Origin of the sequence: Flavobacterium sp. (genome assembly GCF_031409475.1) — a bacterium.
Lineage (GTDB): Bacteria > Bacteroidota > Bacteroidia > Flavobacteriales > Flavobacteriaceae > Flavobacterium.
Genome location: NZ_JANNXH010000047.1, coordinates 1 through 20,040, shown reverse-complemented (window position 1 = coordinate 20,040; position 20,040 = coordinate 1). Strand labels below are relative to the sequence as shown.

Annotated in this window: 19 protein-coding genes; 17 read left to right on the top strand and 2 right to left on the bottom strand. The window is 33.4% G+C overall.

Annotated features, from left to right (window positions below):
- Positions 1-515: 515 nt before the first annotated feature.
- From RMO53_RS09240 to RMO53_RS09205, 8 genes are all read left to right on the top strand, one after another.
- Positions 516-821, top strand: coding sequence for a GIY-YIG nuclease family protein (locus RMO53_RS09240; protein ID WP_310379913.1), 306 nt, complete (start codon positions 516-518; stop codon positions 819-821).
- Positions 822-929: 108 nt separating this feature from the next.
- Positions 930-1,256, top strand: coding sequence for a nucleotide pyrophosphohydrolase (locus RMO53_RS09235; protein WP_310379912.1), 327 nt, complete (start codon positions 930-932; stop codon positions 1,254-1,256).
- 112 nt (positions 1,257-1,368) lie between these two features.
- Positions 1,369-2,619 carry a 3-phosphoshikimate 1-carboxyvinyltransferase gene (aroA, locus tag RMO53_RS09230; RefSeq protein ID WP_310379911.1) on the top strand — a complete coding sequence of 417 codons (1,251 nt, stop codon included), beginning with the start codon at positions 1,369-1,371 and terminating at the stop codon, positions 2,617-2,619.
- Between the two features lie 171 nt (positions 2,620-2,790).
- The gene (gene queA, locus RMO53_RS09225; protein ID WP_310379910.1) at positions 2,791-3,840 is read left to right on the top strand and encodes a tRNA preQ1(34) S-adenosylmethionine ribosyltransferase-isomerase QueA; all 1,050 of its coding nucleotides are present in this window, start codon (positions 2,791-2,793) and stop codon (positions 3,838-3,840) included.
- A gap of 212 nt (positions 3,841-4,052) precedes the next feature.
- On the top strand, positions 4,053-5,327 hold the full coding sequence (kynU, locus tag RMO53_RS09220; protein ID WP_310379909.1) for a kynureninase: 1,275 nt from the start codon (positions 4,053-4,055) through the stop codon (positions 5,325-5,327).
- Between the two features lie 13 nt (positions 5,328-5,340).
- On the top strand, positions 5,341-7,725 hold the full coding sequence (locus tag RMO53_RS09215; RefSeq protein WP_310379908.1) for a penicillin acylase family protein: 2,385 nt from the start codon (positions 5,341-5,343) through the stop codon (positions 7,723-7,725).
- Between the two features lie 609 nt (positions 7,726-8,334).
- Positions 8,335-8,646, top strand: a complete 312-nt coding sequence (locus tag RMO53_RS09210) for a GIY-YIG nuclease family protein (protein WP_310379906.1) — start codon at positions 8,335-8,337, stop codon at positions 8,644-8,646.
- 208 nt (positions 8,647-8,854) lie between these two features.
- Entirely contained in the window at positions 8,855-10,198 is a 1,344-nt protein-coding gene (locus RMO53_RS09205) for an NAD(P)/FAD-dependent oxidoreductase (RefSeq protein WP_310379904.1), read from the top strand.
- Positions 10,199-10,277: 79 nt separating this feature from the next.
- On the opposite strand, the gene RMO53_RS09200 is transcribed toward RMO53_RS09205, so the two are convergent.
- Complete coding sequence (locus tag RMO53_RS09200) at positions 10,278-10,640, bottom strand: cupin domain-containing protein (protein ID WP_310379902.1); 363 nt, start codon at positions 10,638-10,640, stop codon at positions 10,278-10,280.
- A gap of 78 nt (positions 10,641-10,718) precedes the next feature.
- Complete coding sequence (locus RMO53_RS09195; RefSeq protein ID WP_310379901.1) at positions 10,719-12,236, bottom strand: helicase HerA-like domain-containing protein; 1,518 nt, start codon at positions 12,234-12,236, stop codon at positions 10,719-10,721.
- Between the two features lie 371 nt (positions 12,237-12,607).
- On the opposite strand from RMO53_RS09195, the gene RMO53_RS09190 reads away from it, so the two are divergent.
- From RMO53_RS09190 to RMO53_RS09150, 9 genes are all read left to right on the top strand, one after another.
- The gene (locus RMO53_RS09190; protein WP_310379899.1) at positions 12,608-13,426 is read left to right on the top strand and encodes a MotA/TolQ/ExbB proton channel family protein; all 819 of its coding nucleotides are present in this window, start codon (positions 12,608-12,610) and stop codon (positions 13,424-13,426) included.
- A gap of 37 nt (positions 13,427-13,463) precedes the next feature.
- Complete coding sequence (locus RMO53_RS09185) at positions 13,464-14,075, top strand: biopolymer transporter ExbD (protein ID WP_310379897.1); 612 nt, start codon at positions 13,464-13,466, stop codon at positions 14,073-14,075.
- Positions 14,076-14,094: 19 nt separating this feature from the next.
- Entirely contained in the window at positions 14,095-14,658 is a 564-nt protein-coding gene (locus tag RMO53_RS09180; RefSeq protein WP_310379896.1) for a biopolymer transporter ExbD, read from the top strand.
- Between the two features lie 39 nt (positions 14,659-14,697).
- Positions 14,698-15,486 (top strand): energy transducer TonB, encoded by a 789-nt coding sequence (locus tag RMO53_RS09175; protein ID WP_310379895.1) that lies wholly within the window; start codon positions 14,698-14,700, stop codon positions 15,484-15,486.
- Between the two features lie 232 nt (positions 15,487-15,718).
- Positions 15,719-16,633: a substrate-binding domain-containing protein gene (locus RMO53_RS09170; RefSeq protein WP_310379893.1), complete on the top strand. Its 915-nt coding sequence runs from the start codon at positions 15,719-15,721 to the stop codon at positions 16,631-16,633.
- Between the two features lie 5 nt (positions 16,634-16,638).
- On the top strand, positions 16,639-18,306 hold the full coding sequence (locus RMO53_RS09165) for a hypothetical protein (RefSeq protein ID WP_310379891.1): 1,668 nt from the start codon (positions 16,639-16,641) through the stop codon (positions 18,304-18,306).
- A 107-nt stretch (positions 18,307-18,413) separates the two neighbouring features.
- A complete protein-coding gene (locus RMO53_RS09160) occupies positions 18,414-19,046 on the top strand; it encodes a 7-carboxy-7-deazaguanine synthase QueE (RefSeq protein WP_310379889.1) in 633 nt (210 codons plus the stop codon).
- A 67-nt stretch (positions 19,047-19,113) separates the two neighbouring features.
- Positions 19,114-19,470: an energy transducer TonB gene (locus tag RMO53_RS09155; protein WP_310379887.1), complete on the top strand. Its 357-nt coding sequence runs from the start codon at positions 19,114-19,116 to the stop codon at positions 19,468-19,470.
- Between the two features lie 14 nt (positions 19,471-19,484).
- On the top strand, positions 19,485-19,880 hold the full coding sequence (locus tag RMO53_RS09150) for an energy transducer TonB (protein WP_310379886.1): 396 nt from the start codon (positions 19,485-19,487) through the stop codon (positions 19,878-19,880).
- Positions 19,881-20,040: the final 160 nt, after the last annotated feature.

Genomic DNA, 20,040 nt, shown 5'->3' with positions numbered 1-20,040 from the left:
ATGTTTTCACTCATCAAAAAAAAAGCATTTAACAAAAATGTTTTCATGGAGGCGGCCCTCGAATTTACTGTGTGTAAAGTATTGGCGCGCCACGAAGCAATCTCATCAACTTAACGTAAACAAAATGAGATTAGTTTGCTTAGTTACTCGCAACTCCTCGTATGACAGATTGCAAAGATTACAGATTGCTTCGTAAACTTGCAATGAAATAAAAGCGGTGATTTTATACAAGTAAGTTTCTAATCGTTTAAAGAAGCTTATAAAACATTGAGCGAAAAATTGCAAACTATGGTTTGTGAACTTGAATTTTTAAAAATTTAGAAAATGATAAAAGCAATAATTAATTGGTTTAAAAACCTTTGGGAAAAAGAAATAGATTATACATTTGAGATTGAATTTTCAATTTATGATGTTTTGTTCCTAGTATTTGTTTTATTTTTAATTTGGCAATTATTTATAAAATAATCTGAGGATGAGATTGCTTTGCTTCGTTACTCGCAACTCCTCGCAATGACATGAAACCAGGATTTATTTACATAATAACCAACAAGAACAACACCACTTTGTACATTGGCGTAACATCAAACTTGCCCAATAGAATTATAGAACATAAAGAAAAACGGTATCAAAACTCGTTTTCTGCACGCTATAATTTGAATAAATTAGTTTACTTTGAACAGTTCCAAATGATTGGAGATGCAATAGGAAGAGAAAAACAACTCAAAGCAGGAAATAGAACAACAAAACAAAATTTAATCAACAGTATCAATCCAGATTGGAAAGATTTATATGAAGAAATAAAAGATATAATGACAATTTAACTTAAAACAAAGCATCATCAACACAACGTCATTGCGAGGCACGAAGCAATCTCAAAATGTTTACGTTATGGTTGATGAGATTGCTTCGTTCCTCGCAATGACAAAACAATGAACCTAAAATCATCCCAACTCGCCGTAGATACTTGGATCAAAGAACACGGCGTTCGCTACTTTAATGAACTGACAAACATGGCGCAACTCACCGAAGAAGTAGGCGAAGTAGCAAGAATTATTGCCCGTCGTTATGGCGAACAATCCGAAAAAGAAAGTGATAAAAACAAAGACCTTGGCGAAGAACTTGCAGATGTGGTTTTTGTGGTTTTGTGTCTCGCCAACCAAACCGGAATCGATTTACAAGCCGCTTTTGACAAAAAGATGGATTTAAAATCCGTTCGAGACAAAGACCGACACAAAAACAACGATAAACTCAAATAATTATGAGTTATGAATTATGAATTGTGAATGAGTATTGGTAAATTGCACACCTAAATTATTTGGATAGAAAGTTATAATTCATAACTCATAATTCATAACTCATAATTCAAAAATGAATTTACTTTTACAAACTTCACAATCTGATTTACAAGCTCAAATTGCAATTACTGGGTCCAAAAGTGAAACGAACCGACTATTACTATTACAAGCTTTGTTTCCAAATATTACTTTGGACAATACTTCTAATTCTGATGACAGCGAAGTAATGCAAAAAGCTCTTCTATCCAACACCCAAAACTCAAAACTCAACACCCAACTTATAGACATTCACCATGCAGGAACTGCAATGCGTTTTCTAACGGCTTATTTTGCGGTAAGTGAAGGTCGCGAAGTAGTGCTAACAGGTTCTCAACGAATGACAGAACGCCCCATTAAGGTTTTGGTTGAAGCTTTAGAACAATTAGGAGCACAAATCACTTATGAAAAAGAAACAGGTTATCCGCCAATTCGAATCAAAGGACAAAAAATCACCGCTCATAAAGTGAGTATTCCTGCTAATGTGAGCAGTCAATATATTTCGGCATTGCTATTAGTGGCACCAAAATTAGAAAATGGAATCGAATTGACTTTGGTGGGCGAAATAACTTCTGTTCCGTATATCAAAATGACTTTGGCTTTGCTGAATGATTTAGAGATTCAAACCAGTTTTATTGGAAACGTAATTAGAGTACATCCTAAGAAAGAAGTAGCAGCTAAAGTCATGAACGTAGAATCTGATTGGAGTTCAGCATCTTACTTTTATAGTTTGGCAGCTTTAGCAAAAACAGCCACAATTTCTTTAACCAGTTACAAACAAGCCAGTTTGCAAGGAGATTCAGCTTTGGTTGAAATATATAAACAAATGGGTGTTACTTCACATTTCGAAAGAAATAAATTGACTTTGACAAAACAAGAAGATTTCGTTTACACGGACTTAAATTTAGAACTAAATAACACTCCTGATATTGCACAAACTATTGTAGTTACTTGTCTTGGACTAGGAATTGGTTGTCATCTTACGGGTTTGCATACTTTAAAAATTAAAGAAACGGATAGACTAGAAGCACTTCGAATTGAAATGACAAAACTAGGCGCAAATATATCGGTGACCAATGATAGTTTGACTTTAGAACCTTCGTCAAATGATGTCATTGCGAGGAACGAAACAATCTCAACATACAATGATCACAGAATGGCGATGGCATTTGCACCTTTAGGATTAAAAGTGCCAATTATCATCGATAATGCCGAAGTAGTTTCAAAATCCTACCCAACATTTTGGGAAGATTTGAAAAGTATTGGTTTCCAACTTTCGGAAATATAATTTAAAAAAATCTGTGTAAATCTGTGTTGGCACATCCGTTTTATCCGTGTTCCAAAAAATAAACACTAAAACACTTGACAACGCCTATCTCACAATCGTATATTTGCACACGATTTAGAATTATAAGGTTAAAACTTATAACTCATAACTCATAACTCATAACTTTCTCAAATGAAATTATCTCATTTTCAATTCAATTTACCCAAAGAACTTCTTGCAGAATATCCAGCCGAAAACCGTGACGAATCTCGTTTAATGGTTATCGATCGAAAAAAAGGAACAATCGAACACAAAACGTTCAAAGACGTAATCGATTATTTTGATGACGGAGATGTTTTAATCTTGAATAACACCAAAGTTTTTCCAGCACGTTTGTACGGAAACAAAGAAAAAACAGGAGCAAGAATCGAAGTTTTCTTATTAAGAGAATTAAATTCAGAGCAACGCCTTTGGGATGTTTTGGTAGATCCAGCACGTAAAATTCGTATTGGAAACAAATTGTATTTTGGCGATGACGATTCATTAGTTGCTGAGGTAATTGACAACACCACTTCTCGTGGGAGAACATTACGTTTTTTATATGATGGTTCTTACGAAGAATTTAGAAATAAATTGACAGAATTAGGCGAAACACCAATCCCAAAATATATTTCACGCGATGTAACTCCAGAAGATGCTGATCGCTACCAAACCATTTATGCAAAAAATGAAGGAGCAGTAGCTGCACCAACCGCAGGATTACATTTCTCCAAGCATTTATTAAAAAAATTAGAAATCAAAGGAATAAAATTTGCCGAAGTTACGCTTCACGTTGGTTTAGGAACCTTTAATCCAGTTGAAGTTGAAGATTTATCAAAACACAAAATGGATTCCGAAGAATTAATTATCACACAAGAAGCTTGTGATATTGTAAACGATGCAAAAATAAAAAAGAAACGTATTTGTGCAGTGGGAACAACATCAATGCGTGCTATAGAAAGTTCTGTTTCATCACAAAGAACACTTAATCCTTTTGAAGGTTGGACTAATAAATTTGTTTTTCCACCTCATGATTTTAGTTTAGCAACTTGTATGATTACTAATTTTCATACCCCAAAATCTACTTTATTAATGATGATTTCTGCTTTTTGCGGACATGATTTAATGAAAAAAGCATACGAAGAAGCCATCAAAGAAGAATACAAATTCTATTCTTATGGCGACGCTATGTTGATAATTTAGTCATTGCGAGGTACGAAGTAATCTCACATATTGAAAATAAAAAATCTCGTCAGCAATGGCGAGATTTTTTGTTTAAAAAAAGAAAAGCTCAAATGCACCAACTAAATTGACCTTATATCCCTTATGTGGTTTAATTTTTTTTTCTAATTATTTTCTTGTTAACCATTCATTACTTCCTTTTTCCCTATTTTTACAGCATCAATTAATAAAACATGATTTTCAAAAATACACTTGAATTTGCACAACAACTCGACGCTCAAGATACTTTGAATAGTTATCAAGAGGAGTTTATTTTTCCAACAGTCAACGGTAAAAAAGTGATTTATTTTACAGGAAATTCATTAGGATTACAGCCCAAAAGAACAAAATCTTATGTTGACGAAGTCATGAATGATTGGGCAAACCTTGCTGTCGAAGGTCATTTTTATGCTCAAAAACCTTGGTGGGATTACCACGAACGTTTTGCCAATCCGTTGAGTAAAATAGTTGGTGCATTGCCAAGCGAAGTTACCGTTATGAATACTTTGACAGTCAATCTTCATTTATTAATGGTTTCTTTTTACAGACCAACAACAACTAGATATAAAATTATTTGTGAGGAAAAAGCATTTCCGTCTGACCAATACATGTTTCAGAGTCAAGTCCATTTTCATGGGTACAAACCCGAAGATGCCATTGTCGAAATCAAACGCCGCGATGGAGAACATAACATTCGTCTCGAAGATGTTTTAGCAAAAATCACCGAAGTTGGCGATGCCTTAGCTTTAGTTTTAATTGGCGGAGTAAATTATTACACCGGTCAGGTTTTTGATATGAAAACCGTAACCGTTGCAGGTCATAAAGCAGGAGCAATTGTGGGTTGGGATTTAGCTCACGCGGCTGGAAACATCAAACTAGAACTCCATGATTGGAACGTTGATTTTGCTTCATGGTGCAGTTACAAATACATGAATTCTGGACCTGGAAATGCATCGGGTTGTTTCATTCACGAGAAACATCACAACAATCCAGAGTTGCCAAGATTCACCGGTTGGTGGGGACAAAATAAAGAACGACGTTTTAAGATGGAGCAAACTTTTGACCCAATTAAAAACGCCGATGGTTGGCAAATTAGTAATTTACCCATACTTTCACTCGCACCCTATTTAGCTTCGGTGGAATTGTTTGACGAAATAGGAATGGAAGCATTAATTCTAAAAAGAGATAAAATTACTTCCTATTTAGAATTTATTCTTCATGAAATTGATAAAGAAGTTAACGGTAATTTCGAAATTATAACACCTACAAACCCAGCAGAAAAAGCCTCACAATTATCGGTTTTTTTGCATGGTGAAGGACGCAGCTTGTTTGATTATTTAATGCAAAATGGAGTAATTACAGATTGGCGTGAACCCAATGTAATCAGGTTAGCACCAGTTCCATTGTATTGTTCCTTTGAAGATATGTATCATTTTGGACAAATATTGAAAGCTGGAATTCTGAAATAAAATCTTAATTGAAATGAAAAAAATAAAAAAAATTCTTCTAGTACTTTTAATTGTAATAGTGATCCTGGCGATTGCTTTAGTGAGTTATGGTTTTTATTTAAAACCAAAATACGAAGGAGAACAAACGCTCCAAAACATTAAGCAAGAAACGACCGTTTATTTTGATGATTTTGGTGTTCCACATATTTATGCAAATTCTCAAAAAGAGGCAATGGTCGCTTTGGGATATGTTCACGCTCAAGATCGTTTGTGGCAAATGGAATTGCTACGACGTATAGCACCTGGAAGATTATCAGAGATTTTTGGTTCGAAAGCTTTAAAAAATGATCTGTTTTTTGCAGGTTTAGGAATCGATGAAAATTCTGAAAAAACTATTGCTACAGTTGATAAAAACGCACCAGCATACAAACTAGCTTTAGCCTATCTTGATGGAATAAATCAATACATAGAAGAAGGAAAAACGCCAATCGAGTTTCAAATAGTGGGAATAAAAAAGGAAAAATTTACCCTAAAGGACGTTTATAATATATTTGGATATATGGCTTTTAGTTTTGCACAAGCCCAAAAAACAGATCCATTAATGACTGATATTCGGGATAAATTAGGGAATGATTATCTAAAAGATTTTGGTTTAGACGGTTCATTAGGAACCACACAAATCAAAAATCACAATGGAAAACCCCACGAATATGCTCAAATTTCAAAAGCAATTGCAAGCTTATTGGATAATTCGCCAGTGCCATCATTCATTGGCAGCAACAGTTGGGTAATTGCTCCACAAAAAACCAAGAACGGAAAAGTACTATTCGCAAACGATCCACATATTGGTTTTTCTCAACCCAGTGTTTGGTATGAAGCACACATTGTAACCCCAGATTTAGAAATTTATGGCTATTATATGGCAGGAATGCCGTTTGCGCCTTTGGCTCATAATCGTGATTATGCTTATGGTGTAACAATGTTCGAAAATGATGATGTCGATTTATTTCAGGAAGAAGAAAATCCCGACAACAAAAATCAATATAAAACGGCAAATGGGTACCAAAATTACAAAATCCGAAAAGAAACTATTAAAGTAAAAGATAGTGTAGATGTGGTTTTAGAAATAAAAGAAACACAACATGGACCAGTGATGAATAGTTTTATTGATGCACTCAGCAAAAAAAAACCAATTGCCATGTATTGGGTTTTTACACAACAAAACAATCAAAGTTTAGAAGGTCTTTATTCGGTTTCACATGCTAAAAATTTGAATGATTTCAGAAAAGGAGTTGCCTTAATTGCAGCACCCGGATTGAATTTTATGTATGGCGACGCCAAAGGAAATATTGCTTGGAACACCGCTGGTAAACTATATAAATTAGACAAAGCTGTTAATCCAAATTTTATTTTAAATGGCGCAAACGGCATCGATGACAAGAAGGAATTTTTGGATTTCTCCAAAAATCCTCACGCAATAAACCCAAGTTGGAATTATGTGTATTCGGCCAATAATCAGTCCGAAGCAGTTGAGGGTTATTTATATCCAGGTTATTATTTGCCAGAAGATCGTGCCAAAAGAATTGTTAGTTTACTGGAACCAAAAAACAATTGGACCAAAGAAGAAGTTGGTAAAATGATGAACGATAATACTTCGTCAGTTATTCCAACAGTGGTTAAGAACTTAGTTTCGACCTTAGATTTAAAATCACTTTCGAGTAGCGAGAAACAAGCAGTAGCAATTTTAAAAACTTGGAATGGCTCCAATAATTTAAAAGATAGTGCACCAACAATTTATAACAAATGGATTTATAATTATTTAAAAAACACCTTTCAGGACGAGTTGGGCAAAGCTGATTTTCAAATGTTTCTAAAAACACATATTGTCAAACAATTAATTGCTACACAAACCATAAATGATAAATCAGTTTGGTGGGACAATAGTACAACTAAAAACAAAACAGAAACTAGAGCAGAAATCCTCAACAACTCTTTTCATGAAGCAATTATTGCACTCGAAAAACAATTAGGAAACGATGTAAATTCGTGGACTTGGAACCGAGTGCATACGCTCGAACATCCACATCCATTGGGACAAGTCGCTGCGTTGAGAGGGATATTTAATGTTGGCCCTTTTGAAGTTCCTGGTTCCGAGGAAGTGATTAACAACTTAATGTTTGATTTTACAGACACTGGAATATATAATGTAAATGCCGGACCTTCAACCCGAAGAGTTATTGATTTTTCGGATATTGAAAACAGTATGAGTATTTTACCCACTGGGCAATCGGGCAATCCATTCAGCAAACATTACAACGATCAAGCAGAAATGTTCGCAGCAGGAAAGTTTAGGAAAATGAAAATGAATAAAGCGGAGATTATTCGAACGTCAACTAAATTAATTTTCAAACCAAAATGATTTCCCACAAACTTGTCCTCATGACGCAGGAAGATTCTCTACAAACTTGTCCTCATGACGAAGAAAGGAACTCAAAAAGAGACTATCATGATTGAGATTCTTCCTGCGTCAGAAAGACAAAATAGTAGGTAAAAGTTCAATAAAATTAATTTTCAAACCAAAATGATTTCCCACAAACTTGTCCTCATGACGCAGGAAGATTCTCTACAAACTAGTCATCCTGACGAAGAAAGGAACTCAAAAAGAGACTATCATGATTGAGATTCACCCTGTATTAGAAAGTCAAAAAAATAAAAACCACTAAAAGTTCAACTAAATTAATTTTCAAACCAAAATAATAACCACAAACTGGTCCTCCTGACCAAGGACGGAACTCAACAAAAGCGATTATCATGATAGAGATTCTTCCTGCGTCAGAAAGACAAAATAGTAGGTAAAACTTCAACAAAATTGATTTTCAAGCCAAAATAATTTTCTACAAACTTGTCATCCTGACGAAGGAAGGAACTCAAAAAAGCGATTGTCAGTTTAGAGATTCTTCCTACATCAGAAAGACAAAACAGTTGGTAAAATTTATATATCTAAGCAGAATGATTAAATCACAATATTATGATTGAATACCAAGAAGGTTATCACACATATTATGTTTATATTTTAACTAATAAGGCTAAAACAGTTTTATATACAGGAGTTACTAATAATTTAAAAATCAGATTACAACAACATATTGAAGGCATAAATCCAAATTCCTTTACAGCAAAATACAAAGCTCATTATTTACTGTATTATGAAAAATTCACTTGGATTCAAAAAGGAATTGCAAGAGAAAAAGAAATTAAAGGCTGGGTAAGAGTCAAAAAAATAGAATTAATAAAAACTATAAATCCAGAAATGAATTTCTTGAATCATTTGTTTGAATGACTCGTTTTTTTATCAATGATTATTTCAACACAAATCTGTCAATCTGATACAGGATGATTTCCCACAAACTTGTCCTCCTGACGAAGGAAGGAACTCAACAAAGCGATTATCATGATAGAGATTCTTCCTACTTCAGAAAGTCAAAATAGAAAATGAATATTAAAATAATTCCTGTAAATTTGCGCCATTCGTGATTAAAAATAAATCAATGCAAACGCATCAAAAAATAGCCATTGTTGGCTCAGGATTAGTGGGTTCTCTTTTAGCAATTTATCTAAAAAAAGAAGGACACACTGTTCATGTTTATGATAGAAGTCCAGATATTCGTGAGATAAATTTCTCGGGTCGATCTATAAATTTAGCCATGTCTAACCGTGGTTGGAAAGCACTTGATGGGGTTAGTGTTGGCGATGCTGTTCGCGAAATTGCAATTCCCATGGACAAACGTGCCATACATTTAGTTGACAAACTTAACTTTCAAAATTACGGACAAGAAGGAGAATGTATTTATTCGATTTCTAGAGGAATTTTGAACCGAAAAATGATTGATTTGGCGGAAGCAGCTGGAGCAGAATTCTATTTCAATCATAAAATTTGGGATATCACTCTAGCCGATGCTACATTACATATTGGCGAAACCGAAAGAGGCGAATGGCAAGAATTAAAGTACGATATGGTTTTTGGTGCAGATGGTGCTTTTTCTAGAATTCGACATAGAATGCAACGTCAAAGCATGTTTAACTATTCGCAAGAATTTTTGAATATGGGTTATAAGGAATTGCATATTCCTGCAAATGCGGATGGAACGCACAAATTAGACAAAAATTCTTTTCATATTTGGCCTAGAGGCGATTACATGTTGATCGCATTACCCAATCTCGATGGCAGTTTTACCTGTACTTTGTTTATGCCTTTTGAAGGAGAAAACTCATTTGCACTATTACAGGAAAAAGAAATGGTAGTCGCATTTTTTGAAAAAAACTTCCCAGATTCAATTGAAGTAATACCTGAATTAGCCGATGATTTTTTTAAAAACCCAACGAGCACATTGGTAACCATGAAATGTTTTCCATGGACTTTTAGGGATAAAATCGCTTTAATTGGTGATGCTTGCCATGCTATAGTTCCATTTTACGGACAAGGAATGAATGCTGGTTTTGAGGATATTACCATACTTTATGAAATGATCGGAAAATACGGTAACGATTGGAAAACCATTTTCGCTGAATATCAAAAATCTCGTAAACCAGATGCCGATGCAATCGCAGAACTTTCGTATCGTAATTTTATGGAAATGAGTACCAAAACAGCAGACCCAAAGTTCCAATTACAAAAGAAAATCGAAAAACATTTTGCCGATAAACATCCCGAAAAATGGATTCCGTTATACAGTCGGGTTACTTTTTCAACGCGTCCTTATTCAGAGGCATTGGCCATTGGTGATTATCAGGAAAACATCATGTTAGAAGTTTTGAAAATGAATAACATTGAAAATATATGGGATTCACTTGAAGTAGAAAATTTGATTTTAGAAAAACTGAAAATTCAATAGTAATTTCAACTTCAAAAATCAATTTAGAATACAAGCGACATTGACATTGGTATTGCCATTGAATTTTGAAATTGAAAAATTATTCCTCCCGATGCACTTTTGTAAAATCAAAAGCGGGTTTGCAAATGGCGATATATTCGCACGCTTCCTCAAACGGATTGGAGTATTGTACTCGTGTGTTCTTCTCAATTTTTATGGATTGTCCAGTTTCAAGAATTACAGTTTCTCCTTCGATGATAAATTGTTTTTTGCCTGAAATGATAAAGGTGTATTCTTCAAATTCAGGAGTTTGAAAAGGTTCTTTCCAATGTGGCGGTGCAATCATGTGAGCAATAGAAAGCTCAGAATTATTTGTTGTGGCAATGCCGTGATGTTCCTCTATAAGTTTGCCATCGGTTGTAGGAACTACAAAAGGGGAGTTTTGAATAAAATATTTTTTCATTTTACAGTTATTGCGAGTAGCTTGTACAGAGCGAAGTCGAAATGAGGTAATCTCATTAATGTTGTTATTGCCTTTGATTTATTTTCTAAACATTTTGGTCAAAACGCTAAAAGCACCTCTAATAAAAGTGGCACTTGTCAAAACTTTCAAAACAGATTTTCCCACAACACTGGCTGTGCTTGGACCTGCATCCGCTTCTTTTTGAGCTGCTTTTTCTTCATCAGCTTCAACTTCTTGTTCCGCAACAGTGATTTTTTTGTTTAGCATTTCGTACGCGCTTTCACGATCAATTAGTTCGCTGTATTTTTTTACCAATTTCGATTTAGAGTTTATTTCGTGAATTTCACTTTCGGTTAAAATATCCATTCTACTCATTGGCGCACGCATCATTGTTGCTGCAAGAGGAGTTGGAATTCCTTTTTCGTTCAAAGCGGTTACGAGTGCTTCACCTATTCCTAAACTGGTCAGGATTTCATCGGTTTTATAATAATCAGAGGTTGGATAATTATCGGCTGTTTGTTTTATGGCCTGTCTATCATTGGCAGTAAAAGCTCGCAATGCATGTTGAATTTTTAAACCTAGTTGTGCCAAAACACCACTAGGAACATCCATTGGGTTTTGGGTAACAAAGTAAATGCCAACACCTTTGGATCGAATAAGTTTAATGATCGTTTCGATTTGTTCTAGTAATACTTTACTTGCTTCCTTAAAAATCAAATGTGCTTCATCGATAAAAATAACTAATTCAGGTTGATCGGCATCGCCTTTCTCGGGCATTTGTTGGTAAATTTCAGCCAACAAACTCAACATAAACGTCGAAAAAAGTTTTGGTTTGTCTTGAATATCTGTCAAGCGAATAATGTTAACGTAGCCTTTTCCGTTTTGGTCAATGCGCATTAAATCATCAATATCAAATGACATTTCGCCAAAAAACAATTCTGCTCCTTGCTGTTCTAATTCAATTATTTTCCTGAGTATTATTCCGGTAGTCGATGTAGAAATTTTTCCATAATTGGCAGTAATTTCTTCTTTTCCTTCTTCGGTAATATAATTGATGACTTTTTTCATGTCTTTTAAATCTAAAAGAGGCATTTTATTGTCATCACAATATTTAAAAATCACCGAAACTACTCCAGCTTGGGTATCATTTAAATCTAAAATTCTCGAAAATAATACAGGACCAAATTCTGATATCGTAGAGCGTAATCGAACACCATTTTGTTCAGACAAAGACATTAATTCTACCGGAAAACTATTGACTTGATAGGGGATATTTATTTTACTATGACGTTCAGTAATAAAAGATTTTTCTTCGCCTTCTTGAGCGATTCCGCTAAAATCTCCTTTAATATCCATCATTAAAACAGGAATTCCAAAAGAGGATAATTGTTCTGAAAGCACCTGTATAGTTTTAGTTTTACCTGTTCCAGTTGCACCAGCAATTAGCCCGTGTCGGTTTAAGGTTTTTAAAGGAACTTTTACGTGAGCATTTGAAACAGCTTCACCATCTAGCATTGCTCCACCTAGAATTATACTTTCTCCTTTTGAATGATACCCATCCGTGATATGTTGTATAAAATCGTCTTTTCTGCTCATAACCAGTTTGAATTAAAATCATTTGCAAGGTATTATTATTTTTTAAATTTAAAAATTATTGGATTTAGTTTAAAATAAGGCCTTTCTGTTATAAATAATAATAAAACGCATATTTATGAATATTGCTATTGTTGTTGAGGTATTGTTGTTATAAATCATAAAACGTTGTTTTATCATTAGGTTTTATTTTTTAAATCTATATTTTTTGATATTTATGCAAATGTAAAAAACATTAATTTTTATTTTGCTTAAAATTAATAGCAATAAAATTAAAAAAAGTTTTTTTATTACAACTAAAAATATAAATTTGCTATTCAACAGGTTTATTATAACTAAAAATAAATTATTTAAAACTATTAAAATTAAAAAAAATGGCAAACGTTAAAAAAGAAAACAGTTCAAATGGTGGTGGAATGGTTTCAGCAATCATTATTGTAGCATGTGTAGTAGTAGGTTGGTTTATTTGGAGTTTCGTAATGGGTTCGCCAGCGAATTTTGAAGGCGGAGATCCTGAGAAAGGTCATCCATTAAATACATTAGGAATGGTGTACAAAGGAGGATTTATTGTACCAATATTACTAGGGATGTTATTAATGGTTATTGTTTTCTCAATTGAAAGATACTTTGTAATTGCAAAAGCTGCTGGAAAAGGTAAACTTGATGTTTTTATGAAAAAAGTACAAGGTGATATCAAAGAAGGAAAAATTGACGATGCAATAGGTTTGTGTGACAAACAACAAGGTTCAGTTGCAAATGCAATTAGATCAGCACTAGTTAAATATCAAGATGTTAAAAAAGAAGGATTTAATAGCGAAGAAGCTTCGGAAACAATCCATAAAGAAATAGAAGAAGTTACTTCACTTGAAATGCCAATGCTTGAAAAAAACATGACTATTATATCATCATTAGTTTCTCTTGGAACTCTTGGTGGATTATTAGGAACAGTATCGGGTATGATTAAAGCGTTTGGTGCATTAGCATCTGCAGGAACTCCAGATCAAGCTGCACTTGCAACAGGTATTTCTGAAGCACTTATCAATACAGCAACTGGAATTTTAACTTCGGTATTAGCGATTATAGCCTATAACTTTTTTACTTCAAAAATTGATGATTTGACCTATTCTATTGATGAAGCAGGTACAACTATTGTAAATACTTACAGAAAATTTAGAGGTAGCTTGAAACAATAATTTTTGATATTAATTATCAAATAATATATAAAAAATAATGGCTAAAATAAAAATGAAAAAAAAGTCAACATCTACCGATATGACGGCGATGTGTGATGTAGCTTTCCTTTTGCTTACCTTCTTTATTTTGACTGCTACTGCAAAAGTGCCAGAAGTATTACCAGTTGATACTCCTTCGTCTACTGTACAAACAAAGTTGCCCGATACAGATTTGGCTACTTTGACTGTAGGTAAGGGAAAAGTATTTTTCGATTTAAAAGGGAGAGAAATTCGTAAAAGAACGCTTGAACTAATGGCTCAAAAATACGAGATGACTTTTTCTGATGATGACATGACAAAATTTGCATTAATGGAAAGTTTTGGTGTGCCAGTTCAAAGTTTAAAGCAAATTCTTGATATGAAAAGTGCTGACAGAACTAAAGCAGGTCAACCGGGAATCCCAAAAGATTCACTTGACAATCAACTAGCAGATTGGGTACAGTTTGCCCGTACTGCAAATATTGAAGTCAATGACAAAGAATTGCAAATAGCAATAAAAGGAGACGCAAAAGAAGAATATCCGGCAATAAAAAAAATAATGGATATTTTGCAAGACCAGAAAATCAACAGCTTTAGTTTGGTAACAGGCTTGAGAGCAAAAGAGAAATAATTAAAAAACATACACTACAATGGCTGAATTAAATACCGACGGCGGCGGAGGCGGAAAAGGTGGAAAAGTAAGAAGTAAAAAACAAAACTCAAAAGTAGATTTAACTGCTATGGTGGATTTGGCCTTCTTGTTGATTACGTTCTTTATGCTTACAACAACCCTGTCAAAACCTCAATCTATGAGCTTGGGGTTGCCAGATAAAGAAGATGATCCTAATAAGAAAAAGGATGTTAAGGTAGATGAAAATCGTACCATGACAATAATGCTAGGTGGCAATAATAAGATTGTTCGTTATGTGGGTTTATTAGCAACGCCTGTTGCTGGTGGAGCTCCAAAAGAGTTTTCTTATGGAAAAGAAGGAATTCGTGCAGAAATATTATCTAGAAAAAAATCGGTTTTGGAATATTCTACTGCTAAAGGGAAACCCAAAAATGGAATTATAGTAATTATTAAGCCAACGAAAAAATCAAATTATCGTAACTTGGTTGATATATTAGACGAAATGGCGATTGCAGGAGTTGAAACTTATGCAATTGTTCCTGAATTTACTCCCGAAGAATCAAAATTGGTAGCAGGAAAATAAGAGCAATCTTAAAATCCAATATCCTTATAATTAAGAAATATGAAATTAGATTTATTCAAAAAACAATGGATTGATATCGTATTCGAAGGGCGTAACAAAAGTTATGGCGCTTACGAATTACGAACTACAAATAATAAGACTACTTATAAAGCACTTATTATAGGTAGCGTTCTTTTTGCACTTGCTGTTGCTGCACCACTTATTATCAGTTTAATTCCAGAATCATCGGATGATGCGAATACTGATATTAAAATCACTGCAGTGAAGTTGCCGCCAAAAGAAAAACCAAAAGAAAATCTTCCGCCACCACCGCCACCACCACCAAAAGTGGATCAAGTGAAATTTGTGAAACCGGTTGTTGCAAAGGCAGAAGACGTAACAGAAGAGCCACCAAAAGTTGTTGAAATAAAAGACAAAAAAATTGGTGCAGAAACTATAAAAGGGGATCCAGATGCTGAATTAACTGTTGAACCAGTAGGAACTGGTGTAGCAGCAGTTGTTGAAGAGGACAATACGGTTTACAATACTGCTGGAATCGAAGTTAAACCAGAATTCCCAGGTGGAATGGATAAATTCTACAGCTATGTAGGAAAAAATTATCAAACCCCAGACGAAGAAGGACTTAACGGTAAAGTATACGTATCGTTTGTTGTTGAAAAAGATGGTTCACTAACAGACATTAAAGTCTTGAGAGACATTGGTTACGGTACAGGAAAAGAAGCGATACGAGTATTAAACAAATGTCCAAGATGGAGTCCTGGAGAACAAAATGGTAAAAAAGTAAGATGTACTTATAGTTTACCAATTAATATTAAATCTGCGGAATAGTGCTGATTAATGCATACAATAATTTTCTGAAGAAATCGCTTAAAGAGCGATTTCTTCTTGTTATAGGAATTTTGTTTTTTCTAATATATTTAGTTTTAGGTTTGATTATAATATTTTGGAAAAATCTTCCAATTCAAATGAAACCTAGCTATAGAATTGCTTTTGGAATACTACTTATTGTATATTCATTTTTAAGATTTTTAAGATTTTTCAATTCAAATAAAGAGTAGTCATGTCTAAAAAAAGTAAATTTTTAATATTAATTTTTATTGCTTTATCGGTAGTTACTTGTAATAAAAAAGATCCACAAAAAGAAGAAACAATACTAAAAGGTTCCGTAACTATTTTAGTAGACGAAACCCTCACGCCTGTAATGGAGGATCAAGTAGCCGTTTTTGAAAGTTATTATGATGCGAAAATAAAGTTGGACTCAAAATCAGAGGTTGAAGTATTAAACGATTTAATTAATAAAAAAACAGGAATTGCTATTTTGACTCGAAAGTTATCGTCACAAGAATTGAAAATATTTGAACAAAAAAAAATAAAACCTAGAATAACCCCATTTGCTAATGATGCAATTGCGTTTATAGCAAATAAAAATAATAATGACACATTAATTGCGTTGAAAGATGTAATAGACTTCATGAAAGGAATGCCAAACTTGTCTATAAAAGGTTTAGTTTTTGATAATCCCAATTCAAGCACAGTGCGTTATATGAATACTTTGGCAGGATTAAAAGCTATTCCACAAAAAGGAATTTACTCTTTTAAAACAAATGAAGAAGTGATTAAATTTGTAGCCCAAAATGATGGTATGGTAGGTGTAGTTGGAGTAAATTGGCTGTCACAACCGTCTCCCAAAATGCAAGAATATGTCGACAAAGTAAATGTATTAGGTGTTAAAGGAACAACGAGTACTAACTTTTATACGCCAAGCCAAAATAATATAGCCGAAGGCAAATATCCTTTGGCACGTGATTTGTATATCATCAATTGTCAAGGATATTCTGGATTAGGAATGGGATTTGCATCCTTTGTTGCAGGCGATATAGGACAAAGAATAATTTTGAAATCAGGTTTGCTACCCATAAGAATTCCCGGAAGAAGATTGAGCATTAGGAAAGAAATAATTAATGAAAAAAAATAAATAAAATGAACAAATTTAAAATTTTTAGTATTGCTTTATTGGCCTCGGTTACCATAACAAGTGCTCAAGATATAAATCAAGCAATTAAAGCAATTGATGGAGAACAATTTGAAAGCGCTAAAACGATTTTAAAATCAGTTTTGCAACTAAAACCTAATAACGGTAGAGCATCTTTTCTATTAGGAAATATTTATCTTACCCAGAATGTAACAGATTCTGCCAAAATCTATTTTCAAAAAGGATTAACAGGTAGTGATGGTACAAACTTAAATTATATAGGTTTGGGTCAAATGGATTTGGAGAATGGAAATCCAACAGCAGCACAAGCTAATTTTAGTTTGGCAGTAAAAGATATGAAAAAGAAAAGTGTTGAGGAATTTATTAATATTGGTCGTGCCTATATGAATATTTCTAAACCAGATTATAAAAGTGCTATAAACAATTTGAATCGTGCTAAAACAATTAATCCTCTTGATGCACAAGTACAATTAGCACTTGGAGATGCCTATTATGGTGATAAAAATCAAAACGAAGCTTATTCTGCTTACAGAAATTCATTTCTAGCGGATAATACTTTGATAAGAGCAAAAATGCAATTAGGAGTTTTGCTTAAAGGTGCAAAATCTTGGGAAGAAGCTTTAAAAGCGTATAACGAAGTAATTGCTTTAAAACCTACTTACGGACCAGTTTATAGAGAACTTGCTGAAACCTACTACAAATGGGGTAGAAATAAACCATCCAAGTCACCGGAGTATATGAAAACAGCCATAGGTCATTATGAAAAATATTTGAGCCTTACGGATTATTCTTTAAATTCAAGAATGCGTCATGCTGACTTTTTAATTCTAGTAAAAGATTATGCAGCTCTTGAAGTTGAGGCAAATAAAATGAAAGAATTAGATAAAGTTAATCCAAGAATATTCCGTTATTTAGGGTATTCGGCTTATGAGAATGGAAATATTGACGTAGCTTTAAAATCATTAGAAAGTTTTACATCGAACCCTACAAATAAAATCATAGCAAAAGATTACTTATATCTTGGAATGTCGAAATTCAAAAAAGGATTTAGTGCTGATGGGTTATCAATGGATCCTGTTTTATATTCAAACGGTCTAGCCGATATTAAAAAAGCTATAGAAATGGAGCCATTAGCTGCAGAGGATTTGAATGAAATTGGAAAAAAAATGTTTACTCAAAAATTATATAAAGAAGCCGCATCAATTTTTGAAATTGGCGCAGCCGTTGCAGATGCTAAAAATTATTTAGATGATAATATTTATTATGGTTTGTCATTGTATTATGATAATAATAAAAGAGACACAACCCCAGATCCTATTGCTTTGCAGAAAGCAGATGCGGCTTTTGGAAATGTAATAACTGCATCACCAACGTATCAAGAAGCGTATATTTATAAAGCTAGAGTGAATGCATTGCTTGAAAACACTGAGGTTATGAAAAAAAGCTATGAAGATTATATAGCTAAGACAACCGAAAAAGGGGCAGAAGAACTAGCCAAGCCAGCTGTGAAGAAAAAATTTATAGAAGCCTATAATAATATTGCAACTGCTTATTTGACTTTAGACAAAGTTAAAGCTAAAGAATATGTTACAAAATCATTAGAGTTAGATCCACTAGACAAGCGTGCATTAGACTTATTAGATTTTTTAAAATAGAAAAAAAATATTTTTAAAAGAACCGATAGCTTCAAAAGAGCTGTCGGTTTTTTTTTGAGTAAACGTAACCTTTTAAATTCACTATCTTTGCCATTTAAAATAAAAAAATGTTATCAAAAGAAATACAATTAGAAGTTAATAAAGGTTCCATGTTGCCCTTAATGGAAGAATTTTACACCATTCAAGGCGAAGGATTTCATACCGGAACTGCAGCTTATTTTATTCGAATTGGTGGTTGCGATGTGGGTTGTCATTGGTGCGATGTCAAAGAAAGTTGGAATGCTGAGTTGCATCCACCAACAAGTATAGATTTTATCGTTACCAATGCTATTAAATACGCAGACACTGTGGTTGTTACAGGCGGTGAACCATTAATGTGGGACATGACATTGCTTACCCAAAAACTAAAAGCACAAAACCTTAAAGTTCATATCGAAACTTCAGGTGCTTACTTGCTTTCAGGAATTTGGGATTGGATTTGTCTTTCGCCAAAGAAAAACAAACTGCCCACACAAACCGTTTATGATAATGCGCATGAATTGAAAGTGATTATTCATAACAAACACGATTTTATTTTTGCCGAAGAACAAGCCGAGAAAGTAAATAACAATGCCATTTTATTCCTTCAACCAGAATGGAGCAAGAAAGAAGAAATGACACCATTAATAGTAGATTATGTGATGAACAACCCTAAATGGCGTGTTTCGTTGCAAACTCATAAATACCTGAATATTCCTTAATATTAAGAAATTTTTATTTCTAGCAATTGCCTTTTTTACTTTCCAATTTGTTGATGCTCAAGAACAATTGTCTCAATCTCGTGATACAATTTATGAGATTAAAGATGTCGATGTAAAACCAGAATTTCCCGGAGGGATAGAGGCATTTTATAAATTTATTGCAAAAAATTTTAAAACCCCAGAACAAGAAGGGCTAAATGGAAAAATAATTACCACTTTTACAATAGAAATAGATGGAAGTATTAGTACTATAAAAGTCCTGCAAGATATTGGCTATGGTTCAGGAGCTGAAGTTTTTAGAGTATTAGCACTATCCAAAAAATGGATTCCGGCTCAATTAAATAATTTTCCCGTTAGAGTTCTTTATCAATTTCCAATAACAATTAAATCAGCAGAAAAATATTCTAGAAACCCTAAACATTAATAAAAAATAATCCTATGAAAAACATTTTATTTGTAACAATCCCTTTTTTCTTTTTCCAAATTGTTTCAGCACAAGAAACAACAAATCCTTCTGAGAATTCAGTATATAATACTGCCGGAATTGATCTGAAACCTGAGTATCCAGGAGGTTATGAAGAGTTCTATAAATTTATTGGAAAAAATTATAAAACTCCAAATGTAAAAGGGCTAGAAGGAAAAATTTATGTGACTTTTGTAATTGAAAAGGATGGAAGTATAACTGGAATAAAAGTCTTGAGGGATATTGGGCATGGTACTGGAAAAGAAGCAATTCGAGTTCTGGAACTTTCTCCAAAATGGTTGCCGGGAGAACAAAATGGAAAAAAAGTTCGATGTACGTATAGTCTACCAATTAGTATTATGTCAAGATAAATTTTTTGATAAAATTTTAGGCACTTATCCCTTTAATGGAATTTTGTACCTTGTGAAGTATTAATAATAAAGACAAAAGTAATGAATTTAATAGAAGTAAATAAAAATTATAACACACAGGCAAAATGCTTGGTTTTACTACATAAATTACGTTGGGGTA

Coding starts and splice junctions, on each gene's coding strand:
- RMO53_RS09170 (WP_310379893.1), top strand. CDS start 15,719: ATGTCTAAAAAAAGTAAATTTTTAATATTAATTTTTATTGCTTTATCG.
- RMO53_RS09150 (WP_310379886.1), top strand. CDS start 19,485: ATGAAAAACATTTTATTTGTAACAATCCCTTTTTTCTTTTTCCAAATT.
- queA (WP_310379910.1), top strand. CDS start 2,791: ATGAAATTATCTCATTTTCAATTCAATTTACCCAAAGAACTTCTTGCA.
- RMO53_RS09215 (WP_310379908.1), top strand. CDS start 5,341: ATGAAAAAAATAAAAAAAATTCTTCTAGTACTTTTAATTGTAATAGTG.
- RMO53_RS09200 (WP_310379902.1), bottom strand. CDS start 10,640: ATGAAAAAATATTTTATTCAAAACTCCCCTTTTGTAGTTCCTACAACC.
- RMO53_RS09165 (WP_310379891.1), top strand. CDS start 16,639: ATGAACAAATTTAAAATTTTTAGTATTGCTTTATTGGCCTCGGTTACC.
- RMO53_RS09240 (WP_310379913.1), top strand. CDS start 516: ATGAAACCAGGATTTATTTACATAATAACCAACAAGAACAACACCACT.
- kynU (WP_310379909.1), top strand. CDS start 4,053: ATGATTTTCAAAAATACACTTGAATTTGCACAACAACTCGACGCTCAA.
- RMO53_RS09195 (WP_310379901.1), bottom strand. CDS start 12,236: ATGAGCAGAAAAGACGATTTTATACAACATATCACGGATGGGTATCAT.
- RMO53_RS09210 (WP_310379906.1), top strand. CDS start 8,335: ATGATTGAATACCAAGAAGGTTATCACACATATTATGTTTATATTTTA.
- RMO53_RS09160 (WP_310379889.1), top strand. CDS start 18,414: ATGTTATCAAAAGAAATACAATTAGAAGTTAATAAAGGTTCCATGTTG.
- RMO53_RS09180 (WP_310379896.1), top strand. CDS start 14,095: ATGGCTGAATTAAATACCGACGGCGGCGGAGGCGGAAAAGGTGGAAAA.
- RMO53_RS09190 (WP_310379899.1), top strand. CDS start 12,608: ATGGCAAACGTTAAAAAAGAAAACAGTTCAAATGGTGGTGGAATGGTT.
- RMO53_RS09205 (WP_310379904.1), top strand. CDS start 8,855: ATGCAAACGCATCAAAAAATAGCCATTGTTGGCTCAGGATTAGTGGGT.
- RMO53_RS09175 (WP_310379895.1), top strand. CDS start 14,698: ATGAAATTAGATTTATTCAAAAAACAATGGATTGATATCGTATTCGAA.
- RMO53_RS09185 (WP_310379897.1), top strand. CDS start 13,464: ATGGCTAAAATAAAAATGAAAAAAAAGTCAACATCTACCGATATGACG.
- RMO53_RS09235 (WP_310379912.1), top strand. CDS start 930: ATGAACCTAAAATCATCCCAACTCGCCGTAGATACTTGGATCAAAGAA.
- aroA (WP_310379911.1), top strand. CDS start 1,369: ATGAATTTACTTTTACAAACTTCACAATCTGATTTACAAGCTCAAATT.